Source organism: Streptomyces subrutilus (assembly GCF_008704535.1).
Lineage (GTDB): Bacteria > Actinomycetota > Actinomycetes > Streptomycetales > Streptomycetaceae > Streptomyces > Streptomyces subrutilus.
On the sequence record NZ_CP023701.1, the window covers coordinates 1,711,958 to 1,738,618 of the forward strand.

At 70.0% G+C, this 26,661-nt stretch carries 19 protein-coding genes and 1 pseudogene; 15 read left to right on the forward strand and 5 right to left on the reverse strand.

The window, feature by feature from the left end; all coding sequences use genetic code 11:
- Positions 1–268: 268 nt before the first annotated feature.
- Positions 269–3,823, forward strand: a complete 3,555-nt coding sequence (locus tag CP968_RS07465; protein ID WP_150517244.1) for a hypothetical protein — start codon at positions 269–271, stop codon at positions 3,821–3,823.
- 665 nt (positions 3,824–4,488) lie between these two features.
- Here CP968_RS07465 and CP968_RS07470 read toward each other — a convergent pair.
- From CP968_RS07470 to CP968_RS07485, 4 genes are all read right to left on the reverse strand, one after another.
- Positions 4,489–5,823, reverse strand: a complete 1,335-nt coding sequence (locus CP968_RS07470) for a hypothetical protein (protein ID WP_150517245.1) — start codon at positions 5,821–5,823, stop codon at positions 4,489–4,491.
- Positions 5,820–7,814: a hypothetical protein gene (locus CP968_RS07475; RefSeq protein WP_150517246.1), complete on the reverse strand. Its 1,995-nt coding sequence runs from the start codon at positions 7,812–7,814 to the stop codon at positions 5,820–5,822. The genes CP968_RS07470 and CP968_RS07475 overlap by 4 nt, the downstream gene beginning before the upstream one ends.
- Positions 7,811–8,605, reverse strand: a complete 795-nt coding sequence (locus CP968_RS07480) for a toll/interleukin-1 receptor domain-containing protein (RefSeq protein ID WP_150517247.1) — start codon at positions 8,603–8,605, stop codon at positions 7,811–7,813. Before CP968_RS07480 ends, CP968_RS07475 begins: the two co-directional genes overlap by 4 nt.
- Positions 8,606–8,923: 318 nt before the next feature.
- Complete coding sequence (locus CP968_RS07485; RefSeq protein WP_483030220.1) at positions 8,924–10,090, reverse strand: NsdA family TPR-like regulatory protein; 1,167 nt, start codon at positions 10,088–10,090, stop codon at positions 8,924–8,926.
- A 1,263-nt stretch (positions 10,091–11,353) separates the two neighbouring features.
- Here CP968_RS07485 and CP968_RS07490 point away from each other — a divergent pair.
- The 5 genes and pseudogenes from CP968_RS07490 to CP968_RS07510 all read left to right on the forward strand — a co-directional run.
- Positions 11,354–11,539, forward strand: a pseudogene (locus CP968_RS07490) (CorA family divalent cation transporter); the annotation flags it as partial.
- A gap of 225 nt (positions 11,540–11,764) precedes the next feature.
- Positions 11,765–12,106, forward strand: coding sequence for a HopJ type III effector protein (locus CP968_RS07495; RefSeq protein WP_150517249.1), 342 nt, complete (start codon positions 11,765–11,767; stop codon positions 12,104–12,106).
- 628 nt (positions 12,107–12,734) lie between these two features.
- Positions 12,735–13,379: a phenylalanine--tRNA ligase beta subunit-related protein gene (locus CP968_RS07500; protein ID WP_167536773.1), complete on the forward strand. Its 645-nt coding sequence runs from the start codon at positions 12,735–12,737 to the stop codon at positions 13,377–13,379.
- A complete protein-coding gene (locus CP968_RS07505; protein WP_150517251.1) occupies positions 13,376–14,224 on the forward strand; it encodes a hypothetical protein in 849 nt (282 codons plus the stop codon). The genes CP968_RS07500 and CP968_RS07505 overlap by 4 nt, the downstream gene beginning before the upstream one ends.
- A gap of 87 nt (positions 14,225–14,311) precedes the next feature.
- Positions 14,312–15,658, forward strand: coding sequence for a hypothetical protein (locus CP968_RS07510; protein ID WP_150517252.1), 1,347 nt, complete (start codon positions 14,312–14,314; stop codon positions 15,656–15,658).
- Here the strand turns inward: CP968_RS07510 and pdxR are convergent.
- On the reverse strand, positions 15,651–17,075 hold the full coding sequence (gene pdxR, locus CP968_RS07515; protein ID WP_150517253.1) for a MocR-like pyridoxine biosynthesis transcription factor PdxR: 1,425 nt from the start codon (positions 17,073–17,075) through the stop codon (positions 15,651–15,653). The two genes, CP968_RS07510 and pdxR, sit on opposite strands and share 8 nt — an antisense overlap.
- Positions 17,076–17,230: 155 nt before the next feature.
- On the opposite strand from pdxR, the gene CP968_RS07520 reads away from it, so the two are divergent.
- The 9 genes from CP968_RS07520 to CP968_RS07560 all read left to right on the forward strand — a co-directional run bounded on the left by CP968_RS07520 (position 17,231) and on the right by CP968_RS07560 (position 26,631).
- Positions 17,231–18,478 (forward strand): ATP-grasp domain-containing protein, encoded by a 1,248-nt coding sequence (locus CP968_RS07520; protein ID WP_229886064.1) that lies wholly within the window; start codon positions 17,231–17,233, stop codon positions 18,476–18,478.
- A complete protein-coding gene (locus CP968_RS07525) occupies positions 18,475–19,725 on the forward strand; it encodes an MFS transporter (protein WP_167536774.1) in 1,251 nt (416 codons plus the stop codon). Before CP968_RS07520 ends, CP968_RS07525 begins: the two co-directional genes overlap by 4 nt.
- A gap of 379 nt (positions 19,726–20,104) precedes the next feature.
- A complete protein-coding gene (locus CP968_RS07530; protein ID WP_150517255.1) occupies positions 20,105–21,298 on the forward strand; it encodes an ATP-binding protein in 1,194 nt (397 codons plus the stop codon).
- The gene (locus CP968_RS07535; protein ID WP_229886062.1) at positions 21,295–22,137 is read left to right on the forward strand and encodes a roadblock/LC7 domain-containing protein; all 843 of its coding nucleotides are present in this window, start codon (positions 21,295–21,297) and stop codon (positions 22,135–22,137) included. Before CP968_RS07530 ends, CP968_RS07535 begins: the two co-directional genes overlap by 4 nt.
- Positions 22,130–22,522 carry a DUF742 domain-containing protein gene (locus tag CP968_RS07540; RefSeq protein WP_150517256.1) on the forward strand — a complete coding sequence of 131 codons (393 nt, stop codon included), beginning with the start codon at positions 22,130–22,132 and terminating at the stop codon, positions 22,520–22,522. The genes CP968_RS07535 and CP968_RS07540 overlap by 8 nt, the downstream gene beginning before the upstream one ends.
- A gap of 3 nt (positions 22,523–22,525) precedes the next feature.
- Entirely contained in the window at positions 22,526–23,086 is a 561-nt protein-coding gene (locus tag CP968_RS07545; RefSeq protein ID WP_150517257.1) for a GTP-binding protein, read from the forward strand.
- Positions 23,087–23,096: 10 nt separating this feature from the next.
- Positions 23,097–24,485, forward strand: a complete 1,389-nt coding sequence (locus CP968_RS07550) for a cytochrome P450 family protein (RefSeq protein ID WP_150517258.1) — start codon at positions 23,097–23,099, stop codon at positions 24,483–24,485.
- Between the two features lie 104 nt (positions 24,486–24,589).
- A complete protein-coding gene (locus tag CP968_RS07555; RefSeq protein ID WP_150517259.1) occupies positions 24,590–25,837 on the forward strand; it encodes a cytochrome P450 in 1,248 nt (415 codons plus the stop codon).
- A complete protein-coding gene (locus CP968_RS07560) occupies positions 25,834–26,631 on the forward strand; it encodes an enoyl-CoA hydratase/isomerase family protein (RefSeq protein WP_150517260.1) in 798 nt (265 codons plus the stop codon). The genes CP968_RS07555 and CP968_RS07560 overlap by 4 nt, the downstream gene beginning before the upstream one ends.
- Positions 26,632–26,661: the final 30 nt, after the last annotated feature.

The window sequence follows — 26,661 nt, forward strand, 5'->3', positions numbered from 1 at the left end:
GGGCAACTTGGCCGGCGAAGTCGATGTCGGCCGAGGGCTGGGCGAAAGCAATGCGCACGGAGATTGACGTTTCAGGGACTCGATGGCGAGTGCAGGCACCACAGCGATCGTCGCGCTAACCGCCCGCAATCATAACGGTCATCGCAGCACTGCCGACGCCGGCACGAGTGGACAGCAGCTGATCAATTGGCTGGACGCGGCGGGAGTGGTTTGCGGCAAGTTTGAACAGCAACCAGATCAGCAGCCACGGACCGAGGATCGGTGACCGATGAGCGAGGACGACGCGCAGCTCCACAGCGGCCAGTCCGCGCACCGTACAGGTGAGCTCCCCGAATCTGCACAGATCAACAGTGCGAACCAAAACGGCATCATCTACGCTGTCCAGAACGGCAACCAGACCATCAATCAAAGTGGATCTGTGGAACCGGATCCCTGGGTGCTCCCCGACGACTACCTCAGTCAGGTGAACAAGGGCCCCATCTACACGCACCGTTGGCAACTCGTCGGACGCGCACAAACCATGGACACCTTGGTGCCGTTCGCCCAGCACGACCAAGGCGGCATCGCGTTCCTCGTTGGGAGAGGCGGAGTCGGGAAGACAAAGATCGTGACGTCCCTGTGCGAAGCGCTGCGCGGGACAACGTCCGGCGTCGAAGTACGTCTACTCGACACACGCTCCGTCATCAGCCCGGGCGCATTCAGAAACCTGCCTAGTACAAGCAATCTGCTGGTTATCGTCGACGACGCACATGACAGTGCCCTCCCCTTGGGACAGATCGTGTCTGGGGTCCGGAGCGTCAACGGCTCTGCCAACGTGTTGCTCTCCCTACGGCCATACGGCATGACTCATGCCCGCCGGGCTCTGGCCCAGGCCGGCGTGCATGTTAGTGAAACCACCGTGGTCGAGATCGGTGACCTGGAGTTCCAGGAGGCACTCTCTCTGGCCGGTGAGATCCTGAATGAAGCAGGAAAGTTCCACGCGCCAAGACTCGCCGCGGCGGCACGAGACTGCCCGCTCCTGATCGTCACCGGAGCGGCACTGATCAACGGCGGCGCCCTGGATCCCAGGAGATTCGAAGGCGACGAGCAACTCCATGTGGAGCTCACCGGCCGGCTCGCCGAGGCACTGACCTCCTATTCGGCACCCGAGCAGGTTCCCCAGGAACTGCTGTACGCCCTCGCCGCATTCCAGCCGGTGCGGCTCGCAGAACCGGAGGTCCGTACCTCACTGGAAGCCCTGACAGGCCTGACTTTCGATCTCTGCGCGCAGCACCTCACAACTCTTGAGCACGCCGGGGTGGTGCTGAGCCGCAACACCGCAGTGCGGCTGGTGCCAGACCTACTGGGCGATGCCCTGCTCATCAGAGCGGCTCGTCACCACGGCACAGGGCTTCCAACGGGTTACCTCGCCAGAGCGATGAAGGCCGCCCAGGGCAGCGCGCTTACCAACCTGGTGGTGAACGCTGGCCGTGTGGACTGGCAACAGCAACAGGGCACCGATGCCGGCGTTCTGATTGAGCCGCTATGGGAGCAGATTGCGGCTGCGTTCCGGACGACGGACGCGCGGGAGCAGGTGAGCATCCTGGAGATTGTGGCGAAGGTCGCCTTCTTCCAGCCGCGGCGGGCCCTCGACCTAGCCGCGTGGGCCGTAGAAAACCCCTGTGCCCCCGTCACCGCGGAAGTTGGGTTCGGGTTCGCTCACACCTGGACCGACACGGATGTGCGCCATGCTCTGGCCTCTGTCCTCCGGGCCGCCGCCCATCATCCAAGTTTTCTCCCGCAAGCAGCCACCCTTCTGTGGGGCCTGGGCCGCGACGATTCGCGCCTCACACCCCAGCATCCCTCTCACCCCTTGCGGATTCTGGAGGAACTGGCCGGCTACACCCGCTGGGGCCCCACCGAGTACCAACGGATCCTCGTGGCTCAGGTGGAGCGCTGGCTTACTCGCGCACCCATCACCCCGTCCATCCACCAGCCCCTGAAAGTGCTCGCCCCCCTGTTGGCGACGGACGGGCACGACGAGATGTGGACGCCCGCCACCTGGTCGTTGTCCTTCCGCCCGTACGTGCTGGAGCCCGCCCCAGAAGTCCTGGACATCCGCGGCCAAGTACTGGATCTGGCATTCGCGGAGCTTGGAAACCCGCAGATCGAACGCGCCTCTGCGGCCATCTCTCTGGTCGGTGACGCCCTGGGCCTGCCGCGGGGCAGTTTCGGGCTGATGGTGTCTGACTCCATGCGTGAGCCGTGGATTCCGCACCTCGTGAGCGTCGTCGACCGGCTACGTCGGTACATCGTTGAGCACGTCTTGCCACCGGCGATCCTGGTCGCCGTGCGTACCGAGCTGCACTGGCTCGCGCGGTACGGCCCCGACGATGCCCGCAGGGCAGCCAAGGACGCTCTGCATGCGATCCCTGCATCACCGGAGAATGAACTCGCACGTGCACTGCACGGCGGGCCGACCGACCCAGCCTCCTTCCCCGAGTACTCGGACTGGCTGGCGGCGCGGGACGTTCTGTTCAGTAACGTGAGGAACGCCCTCGTCGACTGGACAGACAGCCAGGTTGTCCTGTGCATCAATTCCTTGTTCGGCGAGGAGAACAGGGTCTTCGGCGCGGACAGCGGACGGGCCAGGCCTTTCATCTGGACTTTGGTCACCCATCGCCCGTCCATCGGCGAAGCCGTCTGCGAGCAGGCCTTGGCCACGCCTGACAGCTCGCTGACCTCGCTGGTGTCAGTCGCCCTCGCGGCAATGGGGCAGGCCGCCAGCGGGCGCGCGGTCCTCTGGGGCCGGACGCTCATGAATTCGGGCAATACCCAACTCACGCGAGAAGCGGCTCATGCCTTCGGCATCCAGCGTGGGCGCGGCGATCTAGTCGAAGACGAGGCGGACCTGCTACGAGAACTCGCGGCCCACGGGGACAGCATCGTACGCAGGGCCACTCGCGGCGCCGTCCGCGCCATCGCCGACCAGCACAAGGAACTCGCCGTCGAACTGCTCACCGCATCGCCCGCAGTGGAGGTAGCGGACCTTGAGGAGTTCGCCCGCGCCCTAGCAGGCCCGCCGTTCAGCCCGCTGGGCTGGTCGGATCTCTCCGAGGACCAGCAGGGGGCGTTCCTCACGGCCCTGACCGCAGTGCCGTCCATCGAAGGCTACGACATCGGGCGGTTCCTCGCCGAGCTCGCCCGCACCGAACCCTTCACTGTCGTCGAACTGCTGCAATCGAGAGTGGAGTTGTATTCACACGAACAGTCAGCCGGATACTCTCCCCTGCCATTCGCCTGGCATGTATCACCGCCGTTCCGCGACCACGATGACTTCACAGCACTGCTGCGGCAGATCCGAGACTGGCTCGCCGCCGACCCAAATTCAGCCCTCAGGCACTACCTGGGGGCCAAGCTATTCGCGCTTGTCGCCGGATCCTACGACGCTCGCGTCGTCGAAACGATCGACGAGTGGCTCGACGACAGCGACCCGGTAAAGATCAAGGTCACCGCAGCGCTGGTATCCAAGGCCCCCCGAACTCTGGTCTGGGACGCCGAGTTCGTTCGTCGTTGCCTCCGCGCCGCTGACCGTCACGGGGACGCCAGCCTGAACCGGATGAGGAACGCCCTCCACAGTGCCGTCATCACTGGAATGCGCTCCGGGACACCCGGCCAGCCCTTCCCTGAGGATGTCGAAGAACACGCGAAGGCTACTGAGCTCGCCGACCGATGCGCCAAGGCCAGCGTCGAGGAACAGTTCTACCGAGATATCGCCGAATCCGCCCTGCGCCGGGTACAGGATGAATCGGACGACACTCCTCCAGACGGCCGCGACTGGTAACGGCAGGCCGCTGGTGCCATGGGGCTGAGCTGGGCAGCAACTCAAGGGACTCCACGACCGGGAGTATCTCAGGGCACTTACAGGCATTCCCAGGGAGAACTCAGAGCAATGTCCCTGCCACCCTGAGGAGGGCGTGCACCGCATGACCTCCAGCCCCAATCGCAGACACCGCCTGGGGAGAATCTGGGGAGCATACGCGGGGCGACCCATCGAGGCACTCCCTCGCACTCTGTCACTGCCCCTCCCGTACCGAAGCTGGACTGCAGCCGCGCGCCTGCGGAGGGTATCGAAATCGGGGTGGCACAGCATCTGAGGTTGACCTCCTGCAGTGGTCCGAGAGTGACCGGACTGTCCTCGGTGACCGGTCACCCCCGGCATGCCTTGCGGACGCCGGAGATGACACCACCATGAGCGAACCGATCTCCGCCATGACAACTCGGCGGGACGAAGATCGTCGATACACCTGCGCTCACGGTCGCAGGCGGCGCCCGCCTGTCCGATCTCAGCGGGTGAGCGAGGTCGCGTTGACTGCGTGGCCTCTTCGGCCTTTGTCAGGTGCCGAACCCTTTGCTTGGCGAACTACCACTAGACCCCTCCTCAGGGTAGGAAGGCCCTCTCGCGGCATGCTGTGAGGGGGAGCCTCTGAGGGCCGACTGGCTACCAGATCAGCTCCCGCCCTCGTCGTCCGTGTCCCGTGCGTGAGGCGCTGCGGGTCCGTGCGGGTTTTGCAAGGTATCCCAGGAGTGCGGAGGTGGCGTATCGTCCGTAGCCGCCGCCTGCCAGCCTTGGTTCCGTTCACCCGCGTCGCTCGCCGCCGCGCCCGGCGTAAACGTGGCCGCACCCGCGTCGGTGGGCTGCGAGCCCTCGGGGCCCGAGAAGTGCGACGACCAAGTCCCGGTGCTGTCCCCCTCGTCTGAAGCCCTACCCTCCGGCCCCTCACCCCAGCCCTCGTCGGACGTAGGGAGGAGAGTCCGCCTGATCTCCTCGGCGGCCTCGTCCAGCCCGGCCGCCTCCAGGCTCCGCACCACACGGTGCACGAACACCGTGTACTCATCCATGTCTGGCTTCAGGCCCACCGCCGCCAGCAACAGGAGTAGCCGGTCCGAAACCCCCACCTCCTCCTCGTGGTTGAATGCTCCTCCTTCCTGGCTGTGCCCGTCCCACAGCGGGCCCCCGACGGTCGCCTCGGTTCGCGCACCCACGGGCGGCACGAGCAGGTGACGGAAGAGCTCGGGCACCTCCTCGTCGTTGGCAGCCGCCGCGATCTGGGCGAGCGGGCCGATCATGTCGACCGCCTTCTCGATCTCGTTCTCGTGTCGGGCCAGCCACCACACCACCGCGCTGCCAGCACTCTTGAGCACGTCGTCACCGAGATAGCGTCGCTTGTTGCGCTCGTGATGACGCTCGTACTCCCAGACTTCCTCATCCTTGCGAAGGTCGCTCAGCTTCCGTAGCCGCTCACGATCAGCGGGGGCGAGGGTCAGCGTCACATCCGCCGCCAGGGCCTTAACCCGTCCGCTCCGGTCCGGGAGCGGGACGCCCAGCTCCCCTTCCAAGAGATACCGCGCGAAGCTCGCCCGACCGGGCTCCTCGTGGTGGACGACCGCCAAGGCCCGGCTGACGATTGAGGCTACGGCTAGGGCCGGGGAGGCGCCGTCAGAGTAGCTGTCGAAACCAGGAGTCGGCCTCCACCACACGGTTGCGGAGAAGAGGAAGTCGTAGCCGTCCGCCGAGCTCGGCAGTGCCGCGTCGACCACCCGCGTCTCCTCGTAGGGCTGCTCCGACGGCGCCGCGGGCGGCTCGGGTTCCCTGGGCTCGTGCGGATCGACCGGCGCGCTGCCACGGCCGGGGGCCATCATCACGAGCAGTAGGGAGCCCGAGGCCGTGACCATGCACATGAAGCCCCACAACCACGCCGACCAGTGCAGGAGATTCCCGAGCGCAGCCGGTGCCAGGCCGCAGAGAGCGACGAACAGCAGGCTGGGAAAGCGATGTTTCATCGTGCCTCTTCCGTGGTCCGTGGTCCGCCACCCGTACTCTGCGTGCGGGCGTACTGCGCGTGGTCGATGTGCCGCCAGAAGAGGGCGGCGACAGCCTCCCTCGACGGGTGGCGCGTGGGTCCCACCCAGTCGTAAGCGATGGCGTAGAGGCGGTGGAGGGCGACCGCGCGGTTGTGCGTCGCCCTGACCATCAAGTCCAGCGCCATCTCCCGCGAACTGTCGCCAGCCACTGCGTTCAGCCAGCTATTCGCCAGCAGGTTCCAGAGGTCCGTCGGCGGCTGGGAGAAGACCGCCTCCCAGCCCAGGAACAGGTCCGGCCATGGTGGCGGGTCCGGTGCCCGGGCACTGTTCAACAGCTCGGTAAGCAGGCCGAGATGGGGATCCGTCTCGCGCGGCACCCGGCCCGTCCGCTCCCGCAGGCGGTCGATGAGCAGTCGGTAGAGCCGACGGTCGCGGCCGGCGAGGTCGAGGACTGCCTCCCGCGCCTCACCCGCCGCCGCCCCTTTCCGTACAGCGAGGTGGTGGAGCCGCACCATCGCCTGATCAGGGTGCGTCTCGCCGAGGCTCTGGAGGCAGGCGTTGGTCAGGATGCGGGCGAGCCCATCCGATAAGGGGCCGGACCTCGCGCACTCGTATATCCGTCTGCGGAACCACCCCCCGAACCTCTCGTGGCTAAGACCGAGTTCGAGGGCGGCCACAGCTCGCGGGTCGCGCGATGCTCCGGTTGCACGATCCGTCCAGCGCACCACCAGGTCGAAGAGGTGGTCGGGCCGACCGACGGCCAGAGACCGCTCGCCGAAGCGGACGACGGCGTTCACTCTGTCGTCGGTGGTCAGACCGTGTAGACCGGTGGCATGACCGATCCAGTCCTTGAGCTCATCGCGCACCCCGGGGAAGTTCGCCCAGAAGTACGTCCGTACGGCGTCGGCGTATGCCAGCCGCCCGAAGCGCAGCCCTCCGTCAGCATCCCGCTCGATCCCGAGCGCCTCCAACCGCTCCCCGAAGTCCCTCCCCGCGAGCTCAGTGGTCGCCTCTTCCTCGTGCCTCACCGTCTTCATCAAGCCTTGCCACGCCTCGTAGACGGTGTCGGCATGGGCCTCCTCGAACACCGCCGTCGCGAGCAGTAGCGCCCGCTCGGGCGCGGTGCGGACCGTCGTCACCTGCTTGCCCACTTCACCGGCACGATCAGTGACCGCGTGCATCGCCTGGTCGAGCCATCCCGCGAAATCGGCGCCGAACCGACCGTCTTCACGAGCGGACCTGACCAGCCCTGCAAGCCGCGCCAGTTCCCGCATGGGCGAGCGGTCACACAGGCGCTGAAGGTCGTCGCTCCGCAGGTCGGCGGAGCGGAAGGGCATGCGGTCCATGCGGAGGTACCGGGTGACGACGGCAACGCCCCGGGGGCGCCGCAGCGTCACCCTGTCCGGTTCGAGGTCCGGCGAATGGGCGTGATCCATGCCCGCCGGCAAGACGACGACCAAATGGGCCTTCGCCTCCTGGACCTGTGAACGACGCAGGGCCATGAGGCGCTGGGCCTTGGTGTACGCCTCCTCGTCGGCGATCCCAGAGAGGTCGAGGAGGAACCGGTCCCCCTCGTCGGGCGCGAGAGGGCTCCCCTCCGTACCCGTGTCCGTGTCCTTGTCCGTGGCGGGAAGCTCCTCGAACCGGACGCGATCCTCGTCGGCGCCCTCGTCCTCACCGAGCCCGTGCAGCAGCATGATCGCCGCTGCGCGGCGGCCACTGCCGGGCGGCGCCTCCAGCAGCACCACCGACCCCGGCTTCTCCAGGCGTTCGGCAGCAACGCGGTAGCCCACCGGTCGAACGAACCGGTCGGCCAGGCGCTTCCGATCCTCACGGGCGACCCTGAGGGACTCGACCCCTCTACGGATCATCCAGTCCGCGCCGGCGCCGTAGAAGACGTACTGGTGCCCCTCACCGTTGTTCACCGGGCCGCGCGGATCATTGACGGTGACGCGGTCCTGCTCGGTCATCGTCCGTCGTCCGAGCGCCGACGCTCGCGCTCGATGCGCTGGTGGACCGTACCGCTGTTGTCGCCCGCCGTAAACTGGACCCCGGTGTTGTCACCCTGGAAGTGGGGCGCGTTGTACTGGTGTCCCCGACCGGTGTTCACCGGCCCCTGCGGCTCGTTGACAAAAGTGCCGGACAGGTCTCCATTGAGGTTTCCGATACCGCCTCGCACGCGTTGCTCGACATCGCGCGTCCGCATCCTGGTGTGCCCGGCGTCCTGGGCCGACTTCTTGCGGGGCTTCGCCTCTACCCGCTCCCGCGCAGCGCGGAGGTCGCGGTCCACTGCGCCCAGCTCGGGCAGCAGTCGGCCGAGGGCGTCGCCGATCGCCGTCAGGTCCGACTCTGCGTTGCGGTGGTCGAACCGCCGGTACTGGCAGTCCGCCAGCTCCCGCAGATCGTCCGGGAGGACGGCGTGGTCGATCCGTGTGGCCTTTCCGACGAGCACTGGGATCACGAGAATCCCTCGGTCGAGCGCGGTCTGGATCTCACGACGGGTCCAGTCCTGGTCGCTTTCGAGGGCGGAGCGGCCGCCTTCCCCCTGTACTTCCGCCCAGCGCGGGCCGATCACGGCTAGGAGCGCCTCGCACTCCTCCACCGCCCTGACCAGTTCCGCTGGGAAGCGGTGTCCGAGCGCGATCGAGGTGCTGGCGAAAAAGATCCGCTCGCTGCCGAACCGCCGGGCTAACTCCCGAGCGATCATGGTCGCCACTGATTCCTCGTCGCCTGTGCGGTAGTTGACGAAGACGTTGGGCATGAAGGTTCCCTTCGTGGGAGGCAGACGGAAGACAGTGCCGAATGGGTACGAGTTCGGGGGCTGTGAACCGGGGCTTCGCGGCCCTGGTCCACCCGGGTGGTGAGGCCCCGACCGTGCGACGGCATGGCGTCCACGGGAGGGCCTACGGATGCGCACGGCCCGGCGGGTCACTGACCGCGGGCAACCCCGAGAAGCCGGGGCGCAGCCCGACGCATCAGGCGGGGACTGGAGGGTCTCGCCGGGGGTCGTCGGATCTGGAGGGACCGGGCAGTCCGGCGAGACGCGCGGCTCGAGCCCGTATCGGTCGTGGAGTCGTTGTCAGTCGTGCGCGGGGGCGAGCACCCGTGCCAGCGCCGGTTGTAGATCGTGTACGGCCCGGCTGCTCCGGAACCGGGAGAGTTCCCGCGCGAGACGCCGGACATCGCTGTTCACCGTCGCCGAGGGTACGGCCGGCATCACCGCCAAGAGCTCCCCGGCGATCGCGCACGCGCGTTCGACCTCCCCGGAGGCCGCGTGGGCCAAGGACCTGCGGAAGCCGAATCGGGCGCGGGTTCGCAGCGCGTGCGGCGGGAGGCGACGGCACTCCCGGTCAAGGACCTCGGCAGCGGCCTTAGGCCGACCGAGGTCGTACAGGCACCAGCCGGTCGTCATCGCCGCCGGATCGCTCACGTTGGTGGTGCCGATAACGGGGCCGGCGCCGCTGCGGGCGTCGTCACTGTCGAGCAGCTCCCGTGCCCTGTCGAGGCTGCGGAGGCAGTCGAGTTCGTCGCCGACTAGCGCGTGCCCCTGCGCCTCCCGCTGGGCCGCGAGTCCCCGGATGCGCGGCGGCAGTTTGTCACTCTGCGCCCGTCGGGCCAGGGCGACGGTGCTCGCGGCGTCCCCGCCGTAAAGCGTGACCAGGGCGCGGCGCACAAGCGCGTAGGAACCGAGGTACGGATCGCCCCCTGCGCGTGCCAGTCCGTCGGCCTCACCGGTCCAGCCGAGTGCCGCGGCGCTGTCTCCGGCCTCCTGGGCCATCCAGCCGGTGAACTCCGCAAACCGCGAGGCAAGCAGGAGCGCGGGGGCCCGAGTGGCGGACGGGGTGTCGGCGGCCAGCGCGGCGATCGCGCGCGTCTGGGCCTCCAGCAGGGGAAGCAAGACCTTTGGCGCGGTGGACTGGCCGAGCATTCGTAGCTGGTCGAACTGCGTGCGGAAGGAGGGAAGGAGGGGGTCGGTGGCAGAGAACGCCTGACCGCCGAGTTTCAGTCCGAGGTCGATCAGTGCTCCCGTACCCGCCGCGAGAACCTCCCGGCGCCCGACGAGCCACGGGCTCGGGGTGGCGGCGGTTTCGGTGGTGTCCGATTCGGTCTCGGGGCGGGCTGCCAGACGCTGCAACTCACCGTTCGCGCCGAGGAAAGCGTCGCACCGCCGGGCCAGCTCGGGGGACGCAGAACGCTCCCCGCGTTCGACTTTGCTGAGGTACCCCTTGTCGTAGTTGAGCGCCACGGAGAACTCGGTCAGAGTCAGTCCCGCATCCTGTCGTAAGCGACGAAGTTCTGGGCCGAAACGTGAAGTTGCACTCATTATTGGCCTCCCCTTGAATAGCGAACGTGAGGGTCGTAGCCCTTACGTGGAACTCTCGTTCACCGGTCGACACGAAGACCTATGGCGAACACCCGCCGTATCGGAGCCCCATCGCTTCGCATCCGAGAGCGAGTTTGACACGAGGCCTACCTTGAGGATCGAGGTTCGACGGTGTTGCCCGTTGCCTCTTACGCCCTCCGTTGTGCTCTGCCTGTTCCTTGCCGTGACCGGAGTCAATCGCGCTCGGGACAAATCGATCGAGAGTGACGGGGTATGTGACTTCGCCCGATCACACCACCAAGAGCACCAAGTCGTTCAGTGCATGTGTCGATCAAGGAAGATGCCCCAATGGCCAGTGGCACGTGATCCGAGACCGAGACTGTCAAGGTGGTCAAGCCGCAGCAGGCGAAGGCGGTGGACAGCCGACTGATCGACGAGTGGGTCGGCCGCGGCCGGGTCGATGGCCTCCGGCTCACTGGTGAGAAGGGGGCGTCACCAGCAATCCGAAGCTGCTGCGGGAGTTCTGACTGCAGGGCGAGATCACTTCCTGCGCAGTGTTGATCGCGATACCGACTCCGCCACCAACCACCTCCGCCCGCCGCGCCGGAAGTGGGTCCTGCCTGGAGTTCCGCCACACCTTCCGCTGCGCGGGCGACGACTGCCCCAGCCACGACACGGCCCTCAGGGGCTGGGAGGCCGGCGAGCCCTACCGGAAGTTCCTGCGCAAGTACGGTGAGGCCGACCTCCGCGAGCAGCTGCGTGAGCGGTGGTACGAGCGCACGTCCGCCCCGAACCGCGCCGTACACCTCTTCCTCGGCAACATCGCCGCCGACCCCAGGAGCGGGCGGCATCCAGGAGGGACCGTTCCCCCTGCGAAGGGGCCGCCGCACCCGACCTCATGCACCGCCAAGCCGAAAGCAGCCGCCCCGCTCCTGCCTCGCAATCACTACTCCGCGTAGCCCTGCCTTGACACGCGGATCGCGGGTCCCGACCAGCGGCACTCACCCTTCAAGGACCACCCCCGATGGAGAGAATCTGGGGAGAATGAAGCCTCGTTGGGGAGCGGCTGGGGAGAATCGACCGCATCAAAGGGCAGCATGGCGAAACGGCCGGAAAGACGGATCGGTGCAGACCAGAGGGTCTCTGCAGCCGGTTTCCGCAGGTCAGCGGTGTGAGGGTGACGACTTCAAGAAGATCTCCTCCTGGGCGGCCATTTTGTTTGCACCCACGCTGGTGGGAACCATCTACGGCATGAACTTCGAGACCATGCCCGAGCTGAAGTGGGCGGCCGGCTACCCCTTCGCGATCCTGCTGATGGCCGTGGTCTGCGTGAGCCTGTACCTCGTCTTCAAGAAGCGTGACTGGTTGTAGACCGCACATCGGCACCGTTGATCGACTTGCCTCTCGCGCGCCTGCGGAAGCCGTCCGCACGGCCCTCTGGGGAGAGGGCGCAGCCGTACGGACGCACGTCGCGACCTGCGGAGATGGCGCGCGGGCAGACGGGGCACGCGATTTCCGACCGGTCGGGCGTCAAGGGGTAGTGTCGCCCGGTCGCGGACGGCAATCGGCTCGTCCGTTCAAACCGGGAGAACCGACATGACCGATCTGACCTCGTTGCGGGCAAGCCTTGCGTCAGGTGAGCACGAGTTCGCCGACACCTTGGCCTTCATCGCCGCGCACTACACGTACCAGCCGCAGGCGTTCCGCAACGGAGAACTGGAAAACGCCGCAGGTGAGAACGAGGGTTCTTGCAAGGCGCTGGGACTGGCCCTGCTGGAAGGTCTGAGCGATCGAGAGGCGCTGCTTGCATTCGGTCAGTACTACCGCAGCGTGCTGGCGACGCCGGATGACAGCGATCACGGCAACATCCGCAACCTCATGGCCCACGGCCTGGCCGGGGTGAGCTTCGCCGGGCAACCGTTGGTCCGCAAGAACTGACGGTGGTTCGCATCGATTCGTACGTGATGTAGAGCGTCGGGATGGGCGGCGGGCGCGGCCTGCTCCGCTCTGCTCCAGCGGCTGTGCACGGGGGGGCTCCGGCGTCTCCCACATGGAGAGCCGTACGGAGCGGCGGGGGCGCCCGGGGAGACGTCATGTGGTGGACGGTCTCCTCGTACCGCCGCCTTGGCCGTGCTGCCCGTGACGAGCCCTGACCAGGTCTTTGGCATCCGCCGCGCAGCGCCGCGGGAACCCGTTGGAGACGACTCCCCACCGCCCGGCCGTTGGTCTGCCCTGTCGCTGCCCGACCGCGCGCGTTGCCGCTCGGCGGTCCCGCGCGGTCTTGTCGGGGCAGCGTCCTGTTCATGGTGTCGAGCCGGTGCGCCAGGCATGGGCATGGCCGGCCGGCTTGCTTCGTGACCGGTCCGAACCCAGCCGTAGTCCCGCTGGGGCCCGTCGGCCTTCTGTCTTCTGCCGCCTGCGCTTTGCGCTCGAATCGTGGTCCCATCTGTCCACATAGTGGGACTGGCCTGGACCGCACCGTCTCCGGTGGACTTGGGGGGACCGCGTCCGGCTGTTGCAATGATCAAGCGAGATGCGCCCAGCAAGCGAACCGGGAGAAACCCCTTTGAAAGCCCCAGCACTGAGCGCAGGCGAGAAGCCGTCCGGAGCGGCCGAGCTGACCCGATTCACCGCCGTCGTGGCCGCGGTGGACACCGCGGCTTTCGGCGCCCTGCTCGAACTGCGGCGCCAGGAACTGGCGTTGCGGTCCGACGACGTGTTCGAGCGCGCGTCGGAGGTCGCCGGGGTCTACGCCCGGTGGTTCGACGCGCACGGCGTGACCTGTCCGCTGCCCGGCCAGATCGCCACGGCCCGCCGCAAAGGGCTGCCCGCGATCGGGCCGGCCGTCGACGCCCTGCTGTACGCCGAGCTGACCACCGGCGTGCTGATGGGCGTCCAGGACGCCGACGCCATCGACGGCGACCTGCACTTCGACTGGGCGGAGCAGGGCGAGACCTTCGCCGGCTTCCGCTCCACCGTCACGTGCGCCCGGGACGAGCCCGTGGTCCGGGACGGGGCCGCGATCGTCGCCTCCGTCCTCCAGGGTCCCGACCGCCGGACCAGCGTCACCAAGAGCTCCCGCCACCTGGTCTTCACCGTGTACGACGCGCCCGGCCTGGGCGCCGAGGACTTCGACGGCGCCGTACGGCTGCTGCGCGATCTCCTCCGGGACTCCGGAGCCGTCCCCGACGTACTGGAGGTGAGTCTGTGACCGGCACCACCGGCACCACCGGCACCACCGGCTTCCCGGGCGCCGGCTGCGAGCAGCCCTCTCAGGAGCCGCTGCCCAGCCGGCACCAGCGGCGCATCCTGGTGTGCGTCGACGAGTCGGAGGCGGGCGGGTGCGCGGGCGGGTCCGCGGGCGGGCAGCCGGACGTGTACGCGGCCACGGCCCGCTGGCAGCGCCAGTACGTCGGCAGCGTCTACGTCCGCGTCTCGGGCACGCCCGAGCAGCAGCGCGCCGTCGTGGCCCGGTTCACCGCCGCGGGGTGCACCCTGCAGGGCACCCACTTCTACCGGGCCGCGGATGTCGGGGTACTGGTGTCGCTGGCCCGGCAGCTCGAAGCCCTGCACGGCGAAGCCCTGCACGGCGAAGCCCTGCACGGCGAAGCCCTCCGCGGCGAGGCGCTTCCCGTCGGAGCGCTCCGCGCCGACGTCCCGCCCCCCGACGTCCCGCTCTGCGACGGCGAGTTCGATGCGGCGCGGGTCGCCGAGCTGCTGATGGTCGGCGCGACCGACGTCGTCGGCCCGTACCCGCAGCGGTACATGGCCGCCGCGCGGGCCGCGGCCTCGTTCGTCAACGACCGGCTCGGCGAGGCCTGGCTGGCCCTGCCGATGGTGACGAGGGCCGAGGGGACGTGGTGTGCGGCCGGGGGGCCGCACGCGCGAGGGGGCCGGGGGGACCGGACGGGCTTCACCCCGGACGAGCTGGAAGACCACTTCGCCGGCACGGCGAGGGCGCTGGCGGCCGAGACCGAGAGCCGCCTGGAGGTCCTGGACCGGCTCGCGATGCACGGAGAGAGCGTTCCGTGTCCGGTGGCGGCCCTCTCCGAGTGACCCGCGGCCCCGCGAACCCGCGGCCCGGCCGACCCGCCGCACCATGCAACTCATGAGCGCCACAAGCGATCTGGGGGGAACTGCGCGATGCGCACCACCACTACTCTGCGCGCCGTACTCGACTTCGACCTGAACGACTACATCGGCAACGCCCGCGCCGTGGGGCGCGATCTGCTCGACCCGGCGTTGCGCGCCTGGATGGCCGAGGCGTATGAGGACGTCGTCGTCCTCCTCGCCCTCGACCGGGACCGGCTCAGCCGCAGCGAGTACACGATGCTCCGCTTCGCCGAGCTCGTCTTCCAGGCCGAGTGGAAACTGGCCCTCCCCGAGGGCGAGGCGCCGCAGGAGGTCGCCTCGCGCGGCGGCGGCCCGCTGGACCGGCGCGGCAAGCGCTACCAGCCCTACGGCAACGTACGGCTCCTCAACCACACGCTCGGCACCCGCAGCCACGCCCCCGACGGGGCCGTCGAGCGGGCCTGCTGGCAGACGATCCGCGCCACGGCGGAGAGCTGGCGGGCGTACGAGCGGCGCACCCTGGAGGGAACGGAGAAGTGGGCGCAGGACGCCCTGCCCTCCGACGGGCAGCTGACGGAGCGCATCGCACGGCTCGGGGCGCTGGTCTCGCTGACCGTCGGCCGCGCCCCCGCGCTGCGGACCGCCGCGCCCGAACCACCGCACCACTGGCGGGACTACGTGCTCACGCCGCACGGCCCCGCCAACGTCCTGGAGCACCTGGCCGTGCTGCCCCAGACCACGCAGCACGACGAGGTCACCTTCCTGCGGGTGATCCACCTCGTCGAGGCGACCACGTGGGGGGTGCTCGCCCGGGTCATGTCCGCCGCGGAGTGGCTGCGCGGCGGGCGGTGGGAGTACGCCGCCGAGTGCCTGGGGCGCGCGGCGGACCTGGCCGCGGCCCAGACCGAGGCCCTGCTTGTCATGCGCAGGACGATGCCCGTGGAGCACTTCCAGGGTTTCCGGGAGGCGACCGGCGACGCCAGCGCCGTCCAGGCCTTCCCCACCCAGCTGCTCCACATCCACCTGCTCGGGGTGCACCCGGAGAAGACCGGCGCACTCGCCGAAGCCACGGAGAACGCCTACGTCCTGATGTACCAGAACCCGGACTTCGAGCCGCTGCGGGAACTGCTGCGCCGGGTGCCGGCGGGAGAGCCGGGGCGGCGGGTGCTGGACGCGGCCCACCGCCTCGACCAGGAGCTGTTCGCCTGGCGGAAGATCCACTACGGGGTCGCGCTGCGCTACCTGCCCACGGAGGCCACGGGCTCGGGCGGCACCTCGGGGGCCCCGTACCTGCGGAGCTTCTACCAGGACAGGCTGTTCGACACGGACCGGTCGCTGATCCCGCAGCACCGCTTCGGGCCGAGCACCGTCCTCAGCCCCTGGATCCGGTCCCGTCCCGCGCTCTCCCCCTTCAACTGACGGGACCCGTCGGCCGCGTCCCGTCGGACTGCCGGGTGTACACACCCCCGATGCGACGGATCGCCTCGGAGATGCCCGACCGGCCCAGTGCGGTGTACCCCAGCACCAGCCCGGGCCGGGCCGTGGCCGGATCGTCGTAGTACGCCCTGCTGCCCTTGACCAGGACGGACCGCTGGAGCGCCTCGGCCACCAGGCGCTCCTCGTCGGTACGGGGCGGCAGCGCGGCGAGGACGTGCAGCCCGGCGACGGGGCCGACCAGGGTCGCGGCCGGCAGGTACTGCTCCACGGCCTGCGTCAGCATGGCGTGCTGGGCCAGGTAGCGCGTGCGCATCTTGCGCAGGTGCCCGTCGAGCAGGCCGCTGCGCAGGAAGTCCGCGAACGCCAGCTGCATCAGGCCGTCGCCGCCCAGGTCGCGCCTGACCCGGATGGCCTCCATCATCGAGGTGAGCGGCGGCGGCAGCACCAGCCAGCCCAACCGCAGGCCGGGAGCCAGGAGTTTGCTCGCCGTGCCCGCGTAGATGACCCGCTCGGGATCGGCGGGCTGGAGCGCCAGGTGGCGTCCGCGGTGCTCCAGCCACAGCCCGCCGTCGTAGTCGTCCTCGATGATCCAGCCGCCGGTGTCCCGCGCCCACCGCACCAGCTCCTGCTGGCGGTTGGGCGACATGGGCACGCCGAGCGGGAACTGGTGCGAGGGCGTGACCAGGACGGCCCGCACCCGGCTGGCGTAGAGCTGCTCGATCTCCACCCCCTCCGGCCCCACCGGCACGGCCAGCGTCCGGATCCCGTTCTCCTCGACGAACTGGCGCTGACGGTCGTGGCTGGGGTCCTCGACCGCCAGTCTGTCGATGCCCAGCTCGCTCAGGGCCGCGCAGATCAGGCCCAGACCGTGGGCGAACCCGCCCGTCACCATGGTGTTGTCCGGGTGTCCCAGCACGCCGCGGACCCGGCCGAGGTACGCGACGAGCTCCGTGCGCAGCTGTTCCACGCCGAGCAGCGGCGGATAGCCGAGTCCCTGGTAGCGGGCGGTGGTCACGGCCCGCTGGTAGGACGCCATCCATTCGCGGTGCGGGAAGGTGGCCGGGTTGGGCGTGCCCGGCAGCAGGTTGAACCGGGCCGACGGGATCACCCGGTCGACGAGCACCACGGGCTTCCTGATCCGGGTGTCGGCATGGGCCGCCACCCGCGTGCCGGAACCGCGGACCGACTCCAGCAGGCCCTCTCCCGTGAGCTTTTCGTACACCTCCACCACGACGCTGCGGGACACCTTCAGGTCCTGGGCGAGCTGGCGGCTGGACGGGAGCCTGGAGCGGGGCGCCAGCCGGCCCTGCTCCACCTGCCTGCGCAGCTGGTCGGCGATCTGGGAGCCGAGTGGCTCCTGGGTGTCGCGCCGCACCTCCAGTGTGACGTGCCACGTCATGTTGTCCCCCCAAATCCACTGCGTGTAGCGGTCGTCGCGAATTTACAGCCGGATCCGCATTGGTCCGGTGGCGAGCCGCTCAACTGGCCTGGCGTGCAAGTTTCCTGGTCAGCAGACTGACCAGCCGATACGCCCCGCCGAAAGGTCTACGCGCCATGCCCTCCTCGTCCCCGTCCCCGTCCCCGCTGCTGGTCCTGATCAGCCCCATGGACCAGGAGACCCGCGGTCACCTGCTGGAGTCCGTGGCGCGGGAGCACCGGATCTGGCTCTTCTCCGACCGCGAGGTCGGCTGGGAGGCGCCGTTCATCACCGGGCACACTCGCGTCGACACCCTGGACGCCGACGGCATGATCGAGGCGGCCCGGCCCGTGGCGCCGGACGCGATCCTGTGCTGGGACGAGACCCGCATCCTTCCGGCGGCCAAGGTGGCCGGCGCCCTGGGGCTCCCGGGGCTGAGCCCGGAAGCCGTACTGACCTGCCGCGACAAGCACCTGACCCGCCTCGCGGTGGCCGGGGCCGGCGGCCCGCAGGCCCGTTCCACCCCGGTGTCCACCCTCGCCGAGGCGTACGAGGCCGCCGCGGAGACGGGCTACCCGGTCGTGGTCAAGCCCCGGGCGCTCGTGGGCAGCACGGGCACCCGCATGGCCCGCACCCCCGAGGAACTGGCCGCGGTCTTCCCCGGCATCCGGGGGACGACCATGGTCGAGGTGCGCGAGCGCTTCGAGCGGCCCGTGCTCGTCGAGGAGTACCTGGACGGCCCGGAGATCAGCGTCGACGCCCTGATCTGGGACGGCGAGGTGACCCCGCTCTTCGTCGCCCGCAAGGAACTGAGCCCGCCGCCCAACTTCGAGGAGGTGGGCCACGCCGTCGACGCCGCCGACCCGCTGCTGGCCGACCCGGAGCTGTTGCGGGCCCTGACCACGGTGCACGCCGCCGTCGGCGTCACCCGCGGCTGGACCCACTCGGAGTGGCGCCTCACCGCGCGCGGCCCCGCCCTGGTCGAGGTCAACGCCCGCAGCGGCGGCGACTTCATCTCCTACCTCGGACTGCTGGCCACGGGCTGGGACGCGGGCCTGGCGGCCGCCCGCCTCTCGCTCGGACAGCGCCCCGAGCGGGGCGTCGCGCGCAGCGGAGCGGCTGCCGTGCGCTTCCTCTATCCCGAGGTGGAGACCGTCGTCGGCCGCGTGACCATCGACCGCGACCGGCTGCCCGCGGGCATCGGGATCGCCCGTGTCGTCGCGCGGCCCGGCCACGTCCTGGAACTGCCGCCCGCCTCGCACACCGGCCGCTACGCCATGCTCGTCGCCTCCGCCGACACCGCCGAGGACTGCCGGGCCGCGCTCGACGCCGCCGAGGACGCGGTGCTCCTCGAAGCGGCCGAGCCGGTCCCGGCCGCGCAGTGAGCGTGGAGGGGGCGACCCGCACGGGCGGCGCCGAGGCGGCCGGGGTCGTCCTCACCTGGCGCGAGGCACCCCTGCCGGTGAAGGCGGTGATCGCCGGGATCATGGTGAACCGGCTGGGTGGCTTCCTCCAGGTGTTCCTGGTGCTCTACATGGTCGCCGGCGGCTACCCCGAGGTGCGGGCGGGGTTCGCGCTCGCGGCGCACGGAGCGGGCGCGGTGGCGGGGATCCTCCTCGGCGGCTGGCTCGTCGGACGCATCGGCGTCCGCGCCTCGATCGTCTCCTCGATGACGGCCAACGCGGCCCTCACGGCGGGCTTCCTGTACGCCGCGTCGTACCCCGTGATGCTGCTGCTCGCGGCCGGCACCGGCGCGGCGAGCCAGGTCTACCGGCCCGCCTCGGCGGAGTTGGTCAGCCGTCTCACCGGCGAGGAACGCCGGGTCATGGTCTTCGCCATGTACCGCCTCGCCACCAACCTCGGGACCACCGCGGCGCCGCTCATCGGCGCCGCCCTGGTCGCCCACTCGTACGCCCTGCTGTTCTGGGCGGAGGCGGCCGCCGCCCTGGGCGTCGCCGTACTGGGCGGCCGGCTCCTGCCGCGCGACCGGCCCGGTCCCGCGGCAGCCGACCGGGCCGGAACGGCAACGGCGGCCGGGACGGGGGCGAAGGCGGGGCCGGGCGGCTACCGGGCGGTGCTGGCCGACCGGAGCTTCGTGTTGTTCCTGCTCGCCATCCTCGGCTTCTCCGCGGTCTACACCCAGTACCTGTCGACGCTCCCGCTCGCGGTGCGGGAGCGCGGCCTCGACATCTTCGTCTACGGCGTGCTCGTCGCCGTCAACGGTCTGATCGTCATCGTCTGCGAGCTGGTGGTGACCCGCACGGTGCAGCGCTGGCCGGCCAGGATCGCCACCATCGCCGGGATCCTCGCCGTCGGCGTCGGCCTCGCCGCGTACGCGCTGCCCTGGGGCGTCGCCGGTCTCGTGGCCGCCACGGTGGTGTGGTCGGTCGGCGAGATCATCGGCTCCCCGACCATGACCGCCTACCCCGCGCTGGCCGCGGCGCCCGAGAACCGGGGCCGGTACCTCGGCGCCTCCCAGGCGATGTTCGGGGTGGGTTCCGCCGTGGGACCCGCGGCGGGTGTCGCCGCCTGGGCCCTGATGGGCGACGCGGTGTGGCTCGCGTGCGGAGCCCTCGCCGCGCTCGCCGCGCTCGCCGCCTTCCTCGGCATGCCGGCCTCCCCGAAGCGCTAGGTGCGGCACCGGCGAGGGATGTGTGACGGTGCCTCGGATCGGTGTGAGGGATTGTCGCCCTTCTCGTGAAGAACTGCCCAACAGACGGGTGGCGGGAGGGCCGGCCCGCGACGCATCCGCGGTGCAAAGACCGTGGCAACCCGACCGCGCACCAGCCGGGTTGGGCGTACGGGGTGCCATGGCGGTCGTCCTGGGGGGCGAAGATCCGGTGATAGCATCCCGGCATCTGTGATCTTGATCCGTTTTGACGCAGATGCTGATGTGATCGGCGCTCCGCTCTCCGCGTCACCGCAGGTGAGCGGTGCCGATCAGTTGTGTTGCGGGGCCTCGCGAGGCGTCACTGCAGCCGTCCGCATGCCATGCGCCGGGAAAGGTTTCCATGAATCGAGACGCACTTGTGTGGTGCTTGGTTGCGGTGGCGGCGATAGCCGTCGTCGCGGTCGTGGCACTCGTCGCCCGCAACAGAGCGCTGGGGGCGAAGAAGGAGCACACCGAGGCAGAACTGAGGCACCAGCTGCTCACCGCGGACAGCCACCTGCACGCGTCGCTCGCCGAGCTGCAGAGGTTCCGCAACGAGCAGGACGCCACGATACGCGACGCCAAGGAAGCCGCGGAGGAGAACACCAAAGCCGTTCTCAAGGGTGCCGCCAGCCTCCTGCAGAGCCTCGCGGCCGAGCAGACGACGCTGCTGGACGGCGTCCAGCGCAAGTACGGCGGACACGCCGTCCTCAGCGACCTGTTGGACGTGAACCACGCCAACGCCCAGATGGCGCGCAAGGCCCAGGGCATCGCCGTGATGTGCGGTGCGCCGCTCGGCCGCCGCAACAGGCCCGCCAGCGTCTACGACGTGGTGCGCAGCGCGCAGGGCCAGATCCGCAACTTCCACCGGGTCGCCATCATGCAGCAGACCAGCCTCGCCCTGAAGTCGTCCGCGGTCGCGCCCGTCGCCCTCGCCGTGGCGGAGCTGCTCGACAACGCCGCCAGCTTCTCGCAGCACGACGCACCGATCGAGGTGACGTTCCAGCGCGTCCAGAACAACCTGTGCATCGTCATCGACGACGCGGGTGTCAGCATGAACGACGAGGAGCGGCAGCGGGCGACCGCGCTGCTCTCCGGGGAAGTCGCCCCCCGTCTGTCGCAGCTCGGGACCCAGCCGAAGTTCGGCTTCCCGGTCATCGGCCTGATCGCGCGCCAGCACGGTTTCAAGGTCGACGTCACCGGCGTCTCCCGCTACGGCGGCGTCAGGGCCGTCGTCCTCCTGCCCGAGGAGCTGTGGACCATGGAGGAGATACCGGCCGCCCCGGAGGCTCCGGTCAGCGACATCCGGCGCGCCACCGAGAGCCGGCCCCAGAGCGCGACGTCGCGCACGATGCACGGCCTGCCCAAGCGCGGCGCGCGCCAGGCGCCCATCGCGAGCGTCCCCGATCCCGATCCCGACACCACCGCGCCGGCGCCACGGGCCCCGGGGGAGACGGGCCGCGCTTCCGGGCGCAGCCTGGGGGCCTTCCAGCGCGGCACGCTCTCGGGCCGCAACCTTGACGCCACCTCGTTCGAAGGGCCCGAAGAGGCATGACCGCAGACCTGTCGTGGATGCTCGAGGACATCGTGCACAACGTGCCCCGTGCACGGCACGCCGTCCTGCTGTCCGCGGACGGCCTTCCGCGCGGCGCGACCGAGGGCCTGGCCGAGAAGGACGTGCGCACCATCTCCGCGGCCATGGCCGGGATGCAGTCGCTCAGCCGGGCGACGGCCCACTTCGCCGGGCCGGAGGAGGACCGGCAGTGGAGCCAGACCATCATCGAGTTCTCGCACGGCTGGATCTTCCTGATCGGGGCGGGGCAGGGCTCCTACCTCGCCGCCGCGGCAGCGCCCGACGTGGACATGCAGCAGATCTCCTTCCGCATGCACCGCCTCGTCGCCCGGCTGGGCAACAACCTCACCTCGCCGCCGCGGGTGGGCGGCGAGGACGCCGGCGGTCCGCGGGCCGGCGGCCGCCGGCAGCAGGGCTCCGGTGACGCGGGATTCGTCCTCGCCGAGCTCGACCGGGTGATGTCGGAGGTCAAGGGCGCCCGCCACGCCGTCCTGCTGGGAGCGGACGGCCTTCCGCGCGGGGCGACCAACGGAATGAGTCGCGATCTCGCGGACACGATCTCCGCGGCCATGACGGGCATCCACGCCTACAGCCGGGTCACCTCCCAGTTCGCGGGCGTCGTCGAGGACGCGCAGTGGCGTCAGACGGTCATCGAGTTCCAGCACGGCTGGATCTTCCTGATGGCGGCCGGCCCCGATGCCTTCCTGGCCGCCGCCGCCGAGCACGACTGCGACATCGAGCAGTTCACCACGCGTCTGCACGAGGTGGTTCCCAGGCTGACCGCTTCGGCGACACAGGGGAAGGGGACAGGCCATGTCTGATGGGCTCGAACGGGATGAAGAGCTGGAACTGACGTCCCCGTTAGTCCCCCTCTTCGTGATCACGAACGGACGGGCGCTGCCCCCGGACCACGAGTACGAGCACACCACGCTCGTGACGGCGGCGGCCGAGGGCGGACAGGTCGCGGCGCGCACGCTGTCCCCGGAAGCGGGGCAGGTCATGGACCTGGTCGCGAACGGCTTCCTGTCCGTGGCCGAGGTGGCCGGGCACACGCACCTGCCCCTGGGCATCGTCCGCATCCTGCTGGCGCAGTTGGAGGAGGACAGCCTCATCCTCGCGAGGTCGCCGATACCGCGCGCCGAACGTGTCGACAGAGAGCTGGTCAGCGCCGTCCTCGAGGGCCTGAAGAATCGATTCGGAGCGTAATCCGTGTACCTGGATCCAGATGTATCCCACGCGGTGAAGATCCTCATAGTGGGGCACTTCGGGGTCGGCAAGACCACCTGCATCGGCAGTCTCTCCGAGATCGAGCCCCTGCGGACCGAGGAGGAGATCACCGAGGCCAGCGTGGGCCTCGACGACCTGTCGGGCACCCCCGACAAGAAGACCACCACCGTCGCCATGGACTTCGGCCGGCTCACCCTCAGCGACACCCTGGTGCTCTACCTGTTCGGAACGCCCGGCCAGGAGCGCTTCAAGGAGATGTGGGAGGAGCTGTCCCGGGGGGCGCTGGGCGCGCTGGTCCTCGTCGACCCCGAGCGGCTGCACGAGTCCTTCCCGGTCCTGGACCTCGTGGAGCGTTTCGGTCTGACGTACGCCATCGCCGTGAACCACTTCGAGGGCACCACGCACTACCCGCTCGACGAGGTGCACGAGGCTCTGAACCTCACGGCCGAGACGCCCGTCGTGGAGTGCGACGTACGGGACGAGAACTCCTCGGCGCGGGCCCTCATCACCCTCGTGAAGCACCTCATGTCCCAACTCGGCTAGGAGCGCAGGAATGCAACAGCCACGTGAATCGCAGGAGATACCCCCCGGCTGCCCCGCGCACGGGAACGTCCAGATGTACGGCCCCTCGTTCGGAGCCGATCCCGAGAGCCACTACGCGCAGCTGCGCCACCACGGCCCCAGCGCGCCGGTGGACATCGCCCCCGGCGTCCAGGCCGAGCTCGTGACGAGCTACGACGCCGCCCTGTACGTCCTGCAGAACCCCTCCTCCTTCGTACGGGACTCCCGCCGCTGGAACGCCCTCAACGAGGGGCGCGTCCCGGCCGACAGCCCGGCGCTGCCGATGATGGGGTACCGCCCCAACGCGCTCTTCAGCGACGGCGCGGCACACGCCCGTCTGCGCGGGGCCGTCACCGACAGCCTCGCCACGGTCAACGAGCACCAGCTCATCAGGCAGACGCAGCAGTCCGCCCACTACCTGATCAGCCGGTTCAGCACCGACATCCGCGGCCAGGCCGAGCTGATGGCCGAGTACGCCCAGCCGCTGCCCCTGCTGGTCTTCAGCGACCTGTTCGGCTGCCCGCCCGAGATCGGCGACCGCGTGATCGCCGGGATCAGCGGCATCTTCGAGGGGACGCCCGGGGCCGACGAGGTGCTCGGCGGGGCGCTCACCGAGCTGATCGCCCTCAAGCGGCGCCGGCCGACGGCCGACCTGACGACGCGCCTGATGGAGCACCCGGCCCAGCTGACGGACGAGGAGGTGCTGCACCAGCTGGTCACCCTGCTCTCCGGTGGCACCGCGCCGCTGGCCGCGGCCATCGGCACCAGCAGCGCCCTGTACCTCGGGGAGGACTGGCAGGTCGGCCTCCCGGTCGAGGACGCCGTCTCCCAGACCCTCTGGAACTACGCTCCGATCGCCAACTACGCGGCCCACTACCCTACGCACGACGTCGAGCTCGGCGGCCGGGTGGTCCGGGCCAACGACCCGGTCCTCATCTCGTTCGCCGCGGCCAACACCGACCCGAAGCTGACCGAGCACCGCGAACAGCTCAGCGCCAAGGCCCATCTGGCGTTCGGCGCGGGCCCGCACGCCTGCCCCGCCAAGGACCCGGCCTTCATGATCGCCGTGACGGCCGTCGAGACGCTGCTCAACCAGCTGCACGACGTCGAGCTGCGCGTCCCGTTCAAGTCGCTGACCTGGGCGCCGAGTCCGTGGAGCCGTTCGCTGGTCACGCTCCCGATCCGCTTCACCCCGCGGAGCGTTCCCCAGGCGGCCGGGTCGGCCGGGCCGGCCGGATCGACCGCGGGCCCGCTGTCCCCGCAGCAGACGGCCGCCGCGTCGCCCTCCCACGCGGGGCCCTCGCGCACGAGCACCGGTGCGGCGCCGCAGCCCAAGGGCGGCCTGTTCAGCCGCTTCCTGGCCTGGACCAGGGGCGAGTGAGACGAGTGTGATTCTGGTAACCCCCTGAGTACTCAGTGGTCATGGATGCTCCGACGATCACATGGGTATGCATCGCGGCTGGTTCTCAGGAAGGAGCCGCCATCATGGGGGTTGCCACAACTCCGTCGTACGACCGCCGGGCGTCCGCCTCCCTCTTCTCCCGTCTGCGGACGGCCAGAGGGCAGGCCGACCCCTTTCCGATATACGCCGAGCTCCTCGGCCGCGGCGAGGTGGTGCCCGCCCCCTGGGGCGGCTTCGCCGTGACGGGCTTCGCCGCCTGCGACCAGGTGCTGCGCAGCCGCCAATGGCTGGAGCCCGACCGGCAGTGGCGGGAGCGCCAGGGGACCGGCACGCGCTGGAACGCCCCCTCGTCCCGCGAGATGGGCCACACGCTCGCCGCGCTCAACGCTCCGGACCACACCAGGGTGCGGCGGGCGGCGGGCACCTTCGACCGGGGCACCGTGGAGCGCATCGGCCGCAATGTGGGCTTGGCCGCGGATCGCCTCCTCGACGCCTTCACGGAGCGAATACGCACCGGCGAGGCGGACTTCTCGGAGCTGGTCTGCGAGGAGCTGCCGGTGGCCGCCATCGGCGACTGGCTCGGGCTGCCGCAGGCCGACTGGGCCAGACTCAGACAGCTGACCCATGACCAGGTCTTCACCCAGGAGCTGCTGCCGTCGGCCAGCCAGCTGGCCCTGTCCGACGCGGCCACGGCCGAACTGCGCACCTACTTCATGGAGCTGGTGCGCGATCGGCGCTGCCACCCCGGCGACGACCCCGTCACCCGGTGGATCCGGACGTGGGACGCGATCGAGCCCGACCGGGACAAGGCCGACGAGGCCGTCTACTTCCTGGTGCTCTTCGTCCTGCTGGCCGCCCTGGAGACCACCGCGACCCTCCTGTCGACGATGACGCTCCGGCTCGTCGAGAGCCCGGAGCGGTGGGACACGGTCGCCGACAACCCGGACCTCGTGCCCGGCTTCGTGGAGGAGACCCTCCGCTACGACCCGCCGACCCACGTGATCAGCAGGGTCGCCTCGCAGGACTCCGTGCTGGGGGGCATCGAGATCCGCCGCGACGAGATGGTCCACCTGATGATCGGGGCCGCGCACCGCGACCCGGCCCGGCATCGGGACCCCGACCGGTTCGACCCCGAACGGGCCGCCGACCACCTCGCCTTCAGCGGTGGCATCCACTACTGCCTCGGGGCTCCGCTGGCCCGCCTCGAAGCCCAGACCCTGCTGCGCCAGCTGATCCGGCGCCTCCCCCGCCTCACCCTCGTACGCCCCCCGTCGATGGCGCCCCGCGTGGCGTTCCGGCGCCTGCTGAACCTGGACGTAGCACTCGCATGACCGAACCGACCCCCCTCGCCGCTCCCGCGCACGCACCCGCCCGGACCGCTCCCAAGGCGATCCGCACCGAGCAGGACGGGCCCATCCTGCACGTCGGCCTCAACCCCTGGGGGCAGGACGACACGTTGGGCACCGCGGTCCTCGACGACCTCATCGCCCTGCTCGACGACCTCCACGAGAGACCCGACGTCCGGATCCTGACGCTGTCGTCCCTGGGTACGGACTTCTGCCTGGGCGCCGACCGCGACGAATACCGGGAGGCCTTGGCCGCCGATCCGTCCGGAGTGGTCCTGAGGCGCATCGCCGACAAGGCGCACCGCCTGTGCCAGGCCCTGGAGAACACCCACGCGGTCACCATCGCCCGGCTGCACGGCCGGGTCATCGGCGCGGGCCTCGCCCTCGCCTCCTTCTGCGACCTGCGCGCCGGCGCGGACACCAGCCGCTTCCGCATGCCGGAGGTCGGCATCGGGCTGCCGCCGGCGTGGGGCGGGGCGATGGGACGCCTGGTCTCCGAGGCCGGTGCCTCCAGGATCCGCGAGCTCATGCTCACCTGCGACGTCTTCGACGCCGGCACGGCCCAGCGCATCGGTCTGCTCCACCGGACCGCTCCGCTCGACCAGCTGGACCAGGTGATCGATTCCTGGACGAGGCCCCTCGTGCGGCGCGCGCCCGAGGCCCTGGTCCTGACCAAACGGATGCTGGCCGGCTACGCCCGGGCGGACCGGACGGCGGACGTCTCCCTGCTCGACTCCCATCTCCTGTCGGCCGCGCTGCACCAGCACGCGGGGAGCTGACCCCGCCCGGGGCCGGCGCGGCGAGGCCCC